A 13,015-nucleotide genomic window follows, 5' to 3' on the forward strand; every position below is an offset into this window, starting at 1 on the left:
ACGAGTGCGCAGCGCGACAAGGGGGGTCCGGGGGCGCAGCCCTCAGGGACGGGAAGGGGCGGCGGGGGCGGAAAACCTCAGACCACCAGCCGCAACCGCCCCCCGCAGATCCCCACCCGCACCGACTGCCCCCACGTGAGTTCCAGCGCGTCCCCCTCCATCCCGTCCCCGAACGCGATCAGGCGTTCGGACTCGACCGTGAGGGAGAGCCGGGACGTGGCGGACAACAGCCCGGCCACCCGCGAGGTGCCGGTCACTGGAGAGGGCCACGCCTCCCGGACGAACCACACCAGCCCGTCCTCCGTGGGCCGGGGGAGGGGCAGGGGCCCGCCCCGCCCCTCCCACACCGACCGGATCCACCCGGTCGCCCCCGTCCCGGTCCCCACCAGCACCCCGGAGGACGCCTGGGCCTCGACGACCCCCGGGTCATCCCCGCCGGTCCCGCCACCCCCGCCGGCCGCGTCGCCCGCGCGCCCTTCGACGCCTCCGACGCCCTCGACGCGCAGGCGGTACCGGGCCGTCTGGTGCCCGGCCGCGCCCACATAGATCTCGTTCAGGGCGAGCAGCCGCTGCGTGTCGTCGGCGACCGCCTCGACCATGGTGAGCTCGTCCACGCTCGCCGCGGGCGACAGCGCGGCGGCCAGCAGCCGCTTCGCGTCCGCGGGACGGTGGCGCACCAGGACACCCGGGTTGCGCCCGGGGTCCGCGTCGATGCCCACCACCGGCTGTCCGGCGAGGTACTTGGCCACGTTCGCCACCAGACCGTCCTGGCCGACCACGACCACCACGTCCTCCGGTGCGAACAGGAACCGGTCCAGATCGCCCCGCTCCACGCGGCTCTGCCGCCAGGTCAGGGGAATCGCCGCGGCCACGTCCGTCAGCGCGCGCCGGGTGCGGCGGTGGCGTTCGGCGACCTCCTCGATGTCCCGGCCCCGGGAGGAGAGGAAGAAGGCGGCCTGTCCGTGCGTGCCGTGGTGGGCCACCAACTCCTCGTACTCCGTGGTGCGGTGGACGATCACGACCCGGGGGGCGAGGCTCATGTCCCGTCCCGTGCGCCCAGCTTGGCCAGCAGGCCGGTCAGCACGTCGGGCGAGATGGTCACGCTGTCGATGCTGGGCAGGTTCTCCGCCAGCCGCGTCCCGGTCAGGGCGTGCAGCGTGGCGACGTCGACGTCGGCGTGCACCCGCAGCCAGGCGGCCTGGGCCTGCGCGCGCGCCTCCCCGACCTCGCGAGCGCCTTCCGCCTCCGCGCGCGCGAGCCGCACGGAACGGACCGCCTCGGCGTCCGCGAGCCGTACCGTGCGAACGGCCTCGGCCTCGGCGCGCACCGCGTCCGCCGCCGCGTGCTCCTCCGCCTCACGGCGCGTGTTCGTCCCGCGCTGCTCGACCAGCTGCTCCTCGCGACGGGCGAGTTCGATCTGGCTCGCCAGCTCGTTCTCGGCGATCGCCCGCTCCCGCTCGACGGCCACCGCCCGCCGCTCGTACGTCGCCCGGTCCGCCTCCTGCTGGATCTGCTCGCGGGCCGGGGTGCGCAGGGCCCGCTCCACCTCCGGTTCCGGACGCAGGGCCACCACGCGTACGGCGACCACCTCGATGCCGGTCGCCGGCAGCCGCGGTTCCGCGCCCAGCCCGGCCGCGACCCGGTCCCGTACCGCCGCCACGCCGTCGACCAGCGCCGACGCCAGTGTCGTACGGGCCAGTACGTCCAGGGCGTGCTGCTGGGCCGTCTCGGTCAGCAGGGTGCCCAGCTGTTCCAGCGGAGCGCCCCGCCACACCCCGGTGTCGGGGTCGACGGAGAAGTCCAGCCGGGCGGAGGCGAGCGCCGGATCGCTGACCCGGTAGGTGACGGTCGCCTGCACCGCCACGTCCTGGAAGTCGGACGTACGGGCGTGGAACGTCATCGCCAGTTCACGGTCGTCCACCGGGACCTCGGACAGCGCGGCGCTCAGCGCGCGGAACCAGAAGCTGAGTCCGGGACCGTCGTGCAGCAGCTGTCCGCCGCGATGGTGCCGGATGTGCGCCGTCGGAGCGCCGCGCAGGTGGCGCCAGCCAAGGCGCCGGGTGATGTCGGCCATCGGACCCCCTCGTTCTCGTCTACCCGACGATAATGGACCGCTCCGCTTATCGTCAAGAGGACGAGAACGGAAGGTCGAACAATTCGATTAATCCGCCCGTCCGCGGGTCAACCGCTCCCTCCGTGGTCAGGATGGAGTCATGGGATTTCACGTCGACTCCGAGGCCGGGCGGCTGCGCCGCGTCATCCTGCACCGGCCGGATCTCGAGCTCAAAAGGCTCACCCCCAGCAACAAGGACGCCCTGCTCTTCGACGACGTGCTCTGGGTGCGCCGGGCGCGCGCCGAGCACGACGGCTTCGCGGACGTCCTGCGCGACCGCGGAGTCACCGTCCACCTCTTCGGTGACCTGCTGACCGAGGCCATGGCCATCCCGGAGGCCCGGTCCCTCGTCCTGGACCGGGTCTTCGACGAGAAGGAGTACGGGCCGCTCGCCACCGACCACCTGCGCGCCGTCTTCGAGGCCCTGCCGGCGGGTGAGCTGGCCGAGGCGCTGGTCGGCGGCATGACCAAGCGGGAGTTCCTGGAGGCGCACCCGGAGCCGACGTCCGTGCGCTTCCACGTCATGGACCTCGACGACTTCCTGCTCGGGCCGCTGCCCAACCACCTCTTCACCCGTGACACCTCCGCCTGGATCTACGACGGCGTCTCCATCAACGCCATGCGGTGGCCGGCGCGCAGACGCGAGACCGTGCACTTCGAGGCGATCTACCGGCACCATCCGCTGTTCCGCCGCGAGGCGTTCCACGTCTGGTCCGAGGGGCAGGCCGACTACCCGTCCACCATCGAGGGCGGTGACGTGCTCGTCATCGGCAACGGCGCCGTCCTCATCGGCATGAGTGAGCGCACCACCCCGCAGGCCGTCGAGATGCTCGCGCACAAGCTCTTCGCCACCGGCTCGGCGCAGACCATCGTGGCGCTCGACATGCCCAAGAAGCGTGCCCTCATGCACCTCGACACGGTGATGACGATGGTCGACGGCGACACCTTCACCCAGTACGCGGGGCTCGGGATGCTGCGCTCCTACACGATCGAACCGGGCGTCGGGGACAAGGAACTGAAGGTCACCGACCACCCGCCGGAGCACATGCACCGCGCGGTCGCCGCCGCGCTCGGGCTGGACCGGATCCGGGTGCTGACCGCCACCCAGGACGTCCACGCCGCCGAACGCGAGCAGTGGGACGACGGCTGCAACGTCCTCGCGGTCGAACCGGGCGTCGTCGTCGCGTACGAGCGGAACCAGACCACCAACACGCATCTGCGCAAGCAGGGCATCGAGGTGATCGAGATCCCGGGCAGCGAGCTGGGGCGGGGCAGGGGCGGCCCGCGCTGTATGAGCTGCCCGGTCCAGCGGGATCCCGTGGGCTGAGGGGGTGGGTGCCCCGCGGGTCCGGGCCCGGGGGAGCCCGGCAGGGGCCCGTGGGACAGGTGCGGCCGCTGGGGCCGTGGTGGGGCCGATGGTGGGGCCGGTGGTGGGGTCGACCGAGGCCGTATAGAAATGTGGGGCGTCGTATAGAATTCCAAGAGTCCCTGTTTACGTAACCCTGGAGCGCCCTCATGGCGACAGTCCCGTACGCCCTCGCCGGCCGCCACTTCCTCAAGGAGCTGGACCTCACGCAGGAGGAGTTCCGCGGCCTGCTCGGGCTCGCCGCCGAGCTGAAGGCGGCGAAGAAGGCCGGGACGGAGACCCAGTACCTGCGGGGCCGGAACATCGCGCTGATCTTCGAGAAGACGTCGACGCGCACGCGCTGCGCCTTCGAGGTCGCGGCGGCGGACCAGGGCGCCTCGACCACGTACCTCGACCCGTCCGGCTCCCAGATAGGCCACAAGGAGTCGGTCAAGGACACCGCGCGGGTGCTGGGCCGGATGTACCACGCGATCCAGTACCGGGGGGACAGCCAGGCGAGTGTCGAGGAACTGGCCGCCCACGCCGGCGTGCCCGTCTACAACGGCCTGACCGACGCCTGGCACCCGACCCAGATGCTGGCCGACGTGCTCACGATGACCGAGCACTGCGCCAAGCCGCTGGACGGGATCACCTTCGCCTACCTGGGCGACGCCCGCTTCAACATGGGCAACTCGTACCTGGTCACCGGCGCGCTGCTCGGCATGGACGTGCGGATCGTCGCCCCGAAGGCGTACTGGCCCGCCGAGGACGTCGTGGCGCGGGCGCGGGAACTCGCCGTGCGCAGCGGGGCGCGGGTGACGCTCACCGAGGACGTCGCCGAAGGGGTCCGGGGGGCCGATTTCGTCGCCACGGACGTGTGGGTGTCCATGGGGGAGCCGAAGGAGGTCTGGGACGAGCGCATCGCCGCCCTCGGCCCGTACGCCGTGACGACGGACGTCCTGCGGGCCACGGGGAACGCCGACGTCAAGTTCCTGCACTGCCTGCCCGCCTTCCACGACCTGGGCACCAAGGTGGGTCGCGAGATCCACGAGCGGCACGGCCTGGACTCCCTGGAGGTCACCGACGAGGTCTTCGAGTCGGTGCACTCGGTCGTCTTCGACGAGGCGGAGAACCGGCTGCACACGATCAAGGCCGTACTGGTGGCGACGCTGGCCTGAGCGGTGTCACGCCCGGTGCGAGGGCTGTGACGACGGCTTCCGCTGGTGCGGTATCACCGGGAGCCGGAACCAGACCGCCTTGCCGGACTCCGTGGGGCGGTGGCCGCACGACGAGCTGAGGGTACGGATCAGCAGCAGCCCGCGGCCGTGTTCCTGCCAGGGGTCGGGCTCGGGCGACGGGGCGGGGACCGTGAGGTCGCCCGGCGGGGACGGGTCGCAGTCGTGCACCTCGACCTGGCAGCCGGTGGGCAGCAGTTCCACGACCAGCTCTATGGGCGCGTCGCCCGTGGTGTGCTCCACGGCGTTGGCCACCAGCTCGGCGGTGAGCAGTTCCGCGGTGTCGCAGTCGGCGGTGTGCTCGATCTCCGCCAGCGCGGTACGCACCAGGGCGCGGGCGACCGGCACGGCCGCGACGGAGTGCGGCAGGGCGATGCGCCAGGAGGCTGGGGCGGAGGGCTCGTACAAGGCGGATCCGTTCATGGAGCAGGATGTCCTGCTTTCAACTTTAGGAATGATACGTCGCACCCCGACAGAGGCGCTCGGCGGGCGTTTCCCGGGACGTTCGGCCCGGTGTCGGGCCGCCTACCCGGAGGAACGGTCCGGCGGCCCCGCCCGGCTCCCGCTGTTACCGAGCCATCGACGAGCCGTGACGCGGTGACCGGTCGCGCGACGGCTCACGTCGTGAGGACTCAGGTACCGGGGCCCGCCGGTACGTCCGACACACCGGCGAAGGCCGCCCCGGCGTCCCGCAGCCGCTCGTGCAGGGCCCGGAACACGGCCGCCGAGCGGGCCCCTGGCCAGTCCTCGGGCAGCAGCGCGGGAGGCAGTCCCGGATCGGCGTACGGGAGATGGCGCCAGGAGTCCAGGGCGAGGAGGTAGTCGCGGTACGCCTCCTGGGCCGGCGTGTCCGTCCGCGTCTCCCAGTCGTGCAGTACGCGCGCGTGACGGTCGAGGAATGCCTCGTGCTGCTTGGCGATCGCGGCCAGGTCCCACCAGCGTGCGACCGCCTCCGCCGTCGGCGCGTACCCCAGGTGCTCGGCGCGGAACAGGTCCACGTACGTGTCGAGACGGAGCCGTTCCAGCGTGTGGCGGACCTCTTCGTGGAGGCGGGCCGGGGCGATCCACACCCCGGGGGCGGCCGTCCCGAAGCCGAGGGCGGCCAGGCGGGAGCGCAGCACGTGACGCTTGTGCCGCTCGGACTCCGGCACGGAGAACACCGCCAGCACCCAGGTGTCGTCCTCGGGCGGCGAGGCCGCGTAGACCCGGCGGTCACCGTCGTCGAGGAGCTGCCGCGCGTCCGGCGACAGGACGTATCCGGCCGAGCCCGCCGCGGTACGGGCCGGCAGCAGCAGCCCGCGGCGTTTGAGCCGGGAGACCGACGATCGCACGGAGGGCGCGTCGACACCGGCCGCGGCGAGGAGTCGGATCAGCTCGGCCACGGGTACGGGACCGGGGGCGAAGCGGCCGTACGCGCCGTAGAAGGTGACGATGAGGGACCGGGGTGCGTGCTGCTCGGACACGTCGATCACTCTAGATCGTCACGGTCACGCGGGATCGCCCTGCAGGGACAGCGGTTCACCGGGCGACGGGCGGCGCGGGCGGTCGGCCGGGAAGCGGGGAGCGTGCGCGGGGACGGGTGTCGACGGGGGCGCCTGCCGGGGCACTCGGTGGCGCGGCATGCCGGGAACACCTGGGCTCCGTCCGGTCCGCCCCTCGTCGCGATGGGGTCGCACCGGAAGCGTAGCGACGCCGGGCGTCGGATGTCAGGCGTCGATGTCAGGCGGCGATGGTCAGTTGACCGGCGGGCACCCGGTGCGGAGCGACGACCTGTCCGTCGGGGAGCAGCGCGCCGGTGTCGTCGAAGACGATCGCGCCGTCGCACAGCAGGTACCAGCCCTGCTCGGGGTGCGCGGAGACGATGTGCGCGCCACCGCGGCCGGAGCGGTCGGCGGACGGGCACGAAGGCTGGCGAGAACACATGATGGGCCTCCAGCTACGAGGAGTTGGGCGGCGTTTTCGTCGTCCGTATGGATAGACCATGCGCCCACCGCGAACTCATCGGAACAGCCCGAGGGGAAACGTGACAACACGCGGACAACACTCGGACGAGCCGGGGACGGACGGTGCGGACTCGCCACCAAAGGGGTGAGGATGACGCGCGCGGACGCGTCGGGCCGGTACCTGTGGAGGCCCCACCCCAGGAGGTACTCCCATGCGCTTGCACCAGGTCATGGCCACAGCCGTCGGCGCGGTACTGCTGCTGCTCGCCGCGCCGTCCGCGGACGCCCTGTCCCGACCGGCCGGATCGGCCGGCCCGTCGGACACGGTGACGGTCGATCCGACGGGCCGTCTCGCCGCGGACGGCACGGTCACCCTGTCCGGCACGTACCGCTGTACGGGCGGCACCGGGCCCGTCTTCGTCAGCTCCTCCCTGAGCCAGGGCCAACCGGACCGGCGCAAGGGCGTGGGCGGCACCACCGCGGTGTGCGACGGCGCCCAGCACCGCTGGACGAACACCGACCGCACGGAGCCGGGCCGGTTCAAGCCGGGCGCGGCGAAGGTCGAGGCGACGCTGATGGAACTGCGCTCGAGCGGCCTGCCGCTGCCGATGTTCCACGCGGCGCAGGAGCGGGACATCACACTCGTCGGCTAGCCACCGACCGGGCCGCGCCGCCCCGCCCGCCGCTTCGAGGCCACGCCACGTCATGCCACGTGGAGGCCGGGCGACTTGACGCCACGACGCGGTCCGCGCGCTGAGCTTCGCGGGATTCTCGGAACCCGCGGGCTCGGCGGGCGGGCCGCGTCGGCGCGTCTCCGGCCCACCCGTCCGCGCGACGGGCCGTCAGGTGCCCGGCACTCGTGCACGGCTGCCTCGTCCGGCGGGACCCGCCCCGCCCCGCCCCGGTCCGGTCCTGCCCGGCAGGGCTGCCGTGCGGGACACCCGTCGGGCGCCGCTCAGATGTCCCGGAAGATCTCGATCTGCGCCCCCACCGAGTTGAGCCGCTCGGCCAGGTCCTCGTAGCCGCGGTTGATGACGTACACGTTGCGGAGTACCGACGTGCCCTCCGCCGCCATCATCGCCAGGAGCACCACGACCGCGGGCCGCAGCGCCGGCGGGCACATCATCTCCGCGGCACGCCAGCGCGTGGGGCCCTCGACCAGGACGCGGTGCGGGTCGAGGAGCTGGAGGCGGCCGCCGAGGCGGTTCAGGTCCGTGAGGTAGATCGCGCGGTTGTCGTAGACCCAGTCGTGGATCAGGGTCTGGCCCTGAGCGGACGCCGCGATCGCCGCGAAGAACGGGACGTTGTCGATGTTCAGGCCCGGGAACGGCATCGGGTGGATCTTGTCGATCGGGGCTTCGAGCTTCGAGGGGCGGACGGTCAGGTCCACCAGGCGCGTGCGGCCGTTGTCCGCGACGTACTCCGGGGTGCGGTCGTGGTCGAGGCCCATCTCCTCCAGGACCGCCAGCTCGATCTCCAGGAACTCGATCGGCACCCGGCGCACGGTCAGCTCGGACTCCGTGACGACCGCCGCGGCCAGCAGGCTCATCGCCTCGACCGGGTCCTCGGACGGCGAGTAGTCCACGTCCACGTCGATGGTGGGCACGCCGTGCACGGTGAGGGTCGTGGTGCCGATGCCCTCCACCCGGACCCCCAGCGCCTCCAGGAAGAAGCACAGGTCCTGGACCATGTAGTTGGAGGAGGCGTTGCGGATGACGGTCGTGCCGTCGTGCCGCGCGGCGGCCAGCAGCGCGTTCTCGGTCACCGTGTCGCCGCGCTCGGTCAGCACGATGGGCCGGCCGGGGGTCACCCTGCGGTCCACGCGCGCGTGGTACATGCCCTCGGTGGCCGCGATGTCCAGCCCGAACCGGCGCAGCGCGATCATGTGCGGCTCGATGGTCCGCGTCCCGAGGTCGCAGCCGCCCGCGTACGGCAGCTTGAAGCCGTCCATGCGGTGCAGCAGCGGGCCGAGGAACATGATGATCGAGCGGGTGCGGCGGGCGGCCGTCTCGTCGATGGACGCCATGTCCAGCTCGGCCGGCGGCACGATCTCCAGGTCCACGCCGCCGTTGATCCACCGGGTGCGTACGCCGATGGAGCCCAGCACCTCCAGGAGGCGGTACACCTCCTCGATGCGCGCGACGCGGCGCAGCACCGTGCGGCCCCGGTTCAGGAGGGTCGCGCAGAGCAGCGCCACGCACGCGTTCTTGCTGGTCTTGACGTCGATCGCGCCGGACAGCCGCCGTCCGCCGACCACGCGCAGATGCATGGGGCCCGCGTAGCCGAGCGAGACGATCTCACTGTCCAGCGCTTCACCGATTCGAGCGATCATCTCAAGGCTGATGTTTTGATTGCCGCGCTCGATGCGGTTCACCGCGCTCTGACTGGTGCCGAGCGCCTCGGCGAGCTGCGTCTGTGTCCAGCCCCGATGCTGACGGGCGTCACGGATGAGCTTGCCGATGCGTACGAGGTAGTCGTCTGCCATGACGGCAGGCTATCTCACATATGAGATGAGGCAACTCGGGGGAGCCGAGTGAGTGACGGTGCCTCAGTGGCGCTTGGTGTTGGTGGTCTTGCGCCAGCCGAAGGGGCCCGGGAGGTCCATGGAGGTGGTCCGGCGTCCCGTGCTGCTGCGGGTCTGCTTCGGCCCGTTCCGGCCGCCCGTGGTGATGGACCACGACTTCTTGTTGATGTTCAGCCGCACGCCGGGCAGGATCCGGAAGCTCTTGCGGAATGTGAGCGGCATGGGTGCCTCCTTGTCGTCCACTGTCGTCCGCTGTCGGATACCCCGGAAGCCGACCGATACGCCGAACGGCCTTGCGACCGGGCCGGGTTCGCCCCGGTCCCGTACGTGCAGCGGGGTGCTTGTGGGTCCCCGGCGGGTTCCCCGGGCGCCCCGGAGGCATGGGGTGGCGGAACGGTGTCACCCGGCTGCCCGGGGTGGCCGGGCTTCCGTGCGCGACAGGACACACCCTCCGGGCATGACCGTTCAGCGGTCATGTACTAGAGTTATCTCGACATCGAGATATCTGCCGAGGCGTGCCGCAGCCGCCCGGACCGTGAGTGAGCGGTAAGGCTTACCTAACTTAGCCCGCCCTCACCGGATCGGCCAAGAGGGCGTGGCGGCAGGATGCGGTGGTACGCGCACATCAATGAAGGAGACTGTCGTGTCGGCGAACAGCTTCGACGCCCGTAGCACGCTCAGTGTGGGCGACGAGTCGTACGAGATCTTCCGGCTGGACAAGGTGGAAGGCTCGGCCCGCCTTCCGTACAGCCTCAAGGTCCTGCTGGAGAACCTGCTCCGTACCGAGGACGGCGCGAACATCACCGCCGACCACATCCGTGCTCTCGGCGGGTGGGACTCGCAGGCCCAGCCCAGCCAGGAGATCCAGTTCACGCCGGCCCGCGTGATCATGCAGGACTTCACCGGCGTGCCCTGTGTGGTGGACCTCGCCACCATGCGCGAGGCCGTCAAGGCGCTCGGCGGCGACCCGGCGAAGGTCAACCCGCTCTCGCCGGCCGAGATGGTCATCGACCACTCCGTCATCGCCGACAAGTTCGGCACGAACGACGCGTTCAAGCAGAACGTCGACCTGGAGTACGGCCGCAACAAGGAGCGCTACCAGTTCCTGCGCTGGGGCCAGACCGCGTTCGACGACTTCAAGGTCGTCCCGCCCGGCACCGGCATCGTCCACCAGGTCAACATCGAGCACCTGGCCCGTACGGTCATGGTCCGAGGCGGCCAGGCGTACCCCGACACCCTCGTCGGCACCGACTCCCACACCACCATGGTCAACGGCCTCGGCGTGCTCGGCTGGGGCGTCGGCGGCATCGAGGCCGAGGCCGCGATGCTCGGCCAGCCGGTCTCCATGCTCATCCCGCGCGTCGTCGGCTTCAAGCTGACCGGCGAGCTGCCGGCCGGCACCACCGCCACCGACCTCGTGCTGACCATCACCGAGATGCTGCGCAAGCACGGCGTCGTCGGCAAGTTCGTCGAGTTCTACGGCGAGGGCGTGGCCGCCACGTCGCTGGCCAACCGCGCCACCATCGGCAACATGTCGCCGGAGTTCGGTTCCACCGCCGCGATCTTCCCGATCGACGGCGAGACCCTGAAGTACCTGCGGCTGACCGGCCGCGACGAGCAGCAGGTCGCGCTCGTCGAGGCGTACGCCAAGGAGCAGGGCCTCTGGCTCGACCCGGCCGCCGAGCCCGACTTCTCCGAGAAGCTGGAGCTGGACCTCTCCACCGTGGTCCCCTCCATCGCCGGACCGAAGCGCCCGCAGGACCGCATCGTCCTCGCGAACGCCGCCGAGCAGTTCAAGGCCGACGTCCTCAACTACGTCGCCGCCGGTGTCACCGGCGGCGACGGCCGCAAGCCCGGCGTCCCGGCGCAGGAGAAGCCGCACGGCGTGGCCTCCCCGGTGGACGAGGCGAGCTCCGAGTCCTTCCCGGCCAGCGACGCCCCGGCCTACGGCAACGACGACAACGGCTCCGGTGCCCCGGAGCACGCGGCCGCCGTCGCGGGCGACGGCCCGTCGAACCCGGTCACCGTCACCGCCCCCGACGGCTCGACGTACGAGCTCGACCACGGCGCCGTCACCGTCGCCGCGATCACCTCCTGCACCAACACCTCGAACCCGTACGTCATGGTCGCCGCCGCGCTCGTCGCGAAGAAGGCCGTGGAGAAGGGCCTGACCCGCAAGCCGTGGGTCAAGACCACCCTCGCCCCGGGCTCCAAGGTCGTCACCGACTACTTCGACAAGGCGGGGCTCACCCCCTACCTCGACAAGGTCGGCTTCAACCTCGTCGGCTACGGCTGCACCACCTGCATCGGCAACTCCGGCCCGCTGCCGGAGGAGGTCTCCAAGGCCGTCAACGACAACGACCTCGCGGTCACCTCGGTCCTCTCCGGCAACCGGAACTTCGAGGGCCGCATCAACCCCGACGTCAAGATGAACTACCTGGCCTCCCCGCCGCTGGTCGTCGCGTACGCCCTCGCGGGGTCCATGAAGGTGGACATCACCAAGGACGCGCTCGGCACCGACCAGGAGGGCAAGCCGGTCTTCCTCCAGGACATCTGGCCGACCGAGGCCGAGGTCAACGACGTCGTGGCGAACGCCATCGGCGAGGACATGTTCACCAAGTCCTACCAGGACGTCTTCGCGGGCGACGCCCAGTGGCAGGCCCTGTCGATCCCCACCGGCGACACCTTCGAGTGGGACCCGCAGTCCACCTACGTGCGCAAGCCCCCGTACTTCGAGGGCATGACGATGGAGACCACCCCGGTCTCCGACATCACCGGCGCGCGCGTGCTGGCCAAGCTGGGCGACTCGGTCACCACCGACCACATCTCCCCGGCCGGTGCCATCAAGGCCGACACCCCGGCCGGCAAGTACCTCACCGAGCACGGTGTGGAGCGCCGTGACTTCAACAGCTACGGCTCGCGCCGCGGCAACCACGAGGTCATGATCCGCGGCACGTTCGCCAACATCCGCCTGCGCAACCAGATCGCGCCGGGCACGGAGGGCGGCTACACCCGCGACTTCACGAAGGAGGACGCGCCCGTCTCCTTCATCTACGACGCCTCGCGCAACTACATCGAGCAGGGCACCCCGCTGGCCATCCTGGCCGGCAAGGAGTACGGCTCGGGCTCGTCGCGCGACTGGGCCGCCAAGGGCACCGCGCTCCTCGGCGTCAAGGCCGTCATCGCCGAGTCGTACGAGCGCATCCACCGCTCGAACCTCATCGGCATGGGCGTCCTGCCGCTCCAGTACCCGGAGGGCCAGAACGCCGAGACCCTCGGCCTCACGGGTGAGGAGACCTTCTCCTTCACCGGTGTCGAGGAACTCAACAACGGCACCACCCCGCGCACGGTGAAGGTCACCACCGACACGGGCGTCGAGTTCGACGCGGTCGTCCGCATCGACACCCCCGGCGAGGCGGACTACTACCGCAACGGCGGCATCATGCAGTACGTCCTGCGCAGCCTGATCCGCAAGTAGACGGCAGCCGCACGGACAGCCGCCCGGCAGGGCAGGCGAGGGGCCGCATCCCGAACCGGGGATGCGGCCCCTCGGCCGTCCCGCAGACGGCCGGTCGGGCCCGTCCCGCGGCCCGGCTCGCAATCGAGCAGAAGCCGCCCCGAGGCCCCGCAGGCGCGGAAGCCGCACCCGTGTGAGCACGGCCCACCCGCGTCAACCGTTTACAGCCGTACCGGTCCGCGCTAGCTTCGACGGCACGTGGGGTGGGAGCGCTCCCATCTCGGGTGGACCGGAACCCGCCCCCGGGGCCGCTCCCATCCCACACATCCTGCCCCGTGCCCGGGCTCCGGAGGTGACACGGCGACCGCCCTCGTACGCCGGTCGGGCCGAGCGGAACG

The 13,015-nt window shown here is 71.4% G+C and carries 11 protein-coding genes; 4 read left to right on the forward strand and 7 right to left on the reverse strand.

Translation table 11 applies throughout. From position 1 onward, the window contains the following. Window positions 1–77 precede the first annotated feature (77 nt). Complete coding sequence (locus tag ACFYXC_RS32705) at window positions 78–1,040, reverse strand: hypothetical protein (protein ID WP_389555746.1); 963 nt, start codon at window positions 1,038–1,040, stop codon at window positions 78–80. Beyond that, window positions 1,037–2,074, reverse strand: a complete 1,038-nt coding sequence (locus tag ACFYXC_RS32710) for an SPFH domain-containing protein (RefSeq protein ID WP_389555747.1) — start codon at window positions 2,072–2,074, stop codon at window positions 1,037–1,039. The genes ACFYXC_RS32705 and ACFYXC_RS32710 overlap by 4 nt, the downstream gene beginning before the upstream one ends. Before the next feature lie 139 nt (window positions 2,075–2,213). Here ACFYXC_RS32710 and ACFYXC_RS32715 point away from each other — a divergent pair, with 139 nt between their 5' ends. Then, window positions 2,214–3,440: an arginine deiminase gene (locus tag ACFYXC_RS32715; RefSeq protein WP_389555749.1), complete on the forward strand. Its 1,227-nt coding sequence runs from the start codon at window positions 2,214–2,216 to the stop codon at window positions 3,438–3,440. A 188-nt stretch (window positions 3,441–3,628) separates the two neighbouring features. Then, complete coding sequence (gene argF / locus ACFYXC_RS32720; protein WP_389555750.1) at window positions 3,629–4,636, forward strand: ornithine carbamoyltransferase; 1,008 nt, start codon at window positions 3,629–3,631, stop codon at window positions 4,634–4,636. A 6-nt stretch (window positions 4,637–4,642) separates the two neighbouring features. Here argF and ACFYXC_RS32725 read toward each other — a convergent pair whose 3' ends face one another. From ACFYXC_RS32725 to ACFYXC_RS32735, 3 genes are all read right to left on the reverse strand, one after another. Next, a complete protein-coding gene (locus ACFYXC_RS32725; RefSeq protein WP_389555752.1) occupies window positions 4,643–5,116 on the reverse strand; it encodes an ATP-binding protein in 474 nt (157 codons plus the stop codon). Between the two features lie 209 nt (window positions 5,117–5,325). Further along, on the reverse strand, window positions 5,326–6,165 hold the full coding sequence (locus tag ACFYXC_RS32730) for a PaaX family transcriptional regulator C-terminal domain-containing protein (protein WP_389555753.1): 840 nt from the start codon (window positions 6,163–6,165) through the stop codon (window positions 5,326–5,328). A 247-nt stretch (window positions 6,166–6,412) separates the two neighbouring features. After that, a complete protein-coding gene (locus tag ACFYXC_RS32735; protein WP_388908131.1) occupies window positions 6,413–6,616 on the reverse strand; it encodes a DUF5999 family protein in 204 nt (67 codons plus the stop codon). Between the two features lie 232 nt (window positions 6,617–6,848). Between ACFYXC_RS32735 and ACFYXC_RS32740 the strand changes: the two genes are divergently transcribed. Beyond that, on the forward strand, window positions 6,849–7,289 hold the full coding sequence (locus ACFYXC_RS32740) for a DUF6299 family protein (protein WP_389555755.1): 441 nt from the start codon (window positions 6,849–6,851) through the stop codon (window positions 7,287–7,289). A gap of 302 nt (window positions 7,290–7,591) precedes the next feature. On the opposite strand, the gene ACFYXC_RS32745 is transcribed toward ACFYXC_RS32740, so the two are convergent. After that, window positions 7,592–9,121, reverse strand: coding sequence for a helix-turn-helix domain-containing protein (locus ACFYXC_RS32745; RefSeq protein ID WP_388908127.1), 1,530 nt, complete (start codon window positions 9,119–9,121; stop codon window positions 7,592–7,594). 63 nt (window positions 9,122–9,184) lie between these two features. Then, window positions 9,185–9,382, reverse strand: a complete 198-nt coding sequence (locus ACFYXC_RS32750) for a DUF4236 domain-containing protein (protein ID WP_389555757.1) — start codon at window positions 9,380–9,382, stop codon at window positions 9,185–9,187. Between the two features lie 406 nt (window positions 9,383–9,788). On the opposite strand from ACFYXC_RS32750, the gene ACFYXC_RS32755 reads away from it, so the two are divergent. Further along, complete coding sequence (locus tag ACFYXC_RS32755; protein ID WP_388908123.1) at window positions 9,789–12,638, forward strand: aconitate hydratase; 2,850 nt, start codon at window positions 9,789–9,791, stop codon at window positions 12,636–12,638. Window positions 12,639–13,015: the final 377 nt, after the last annotated feature.

The sequence above is a fragment of the Streptomyces sp. NPDC002701 genome (assembly GCF_042889045.1).
Taxonomy (GTDB): domain Bacteria; phylum Actinomycetota; class Actinomycetes; order Streptomycetales; family Streptomycetaceae; genus Streptomyces.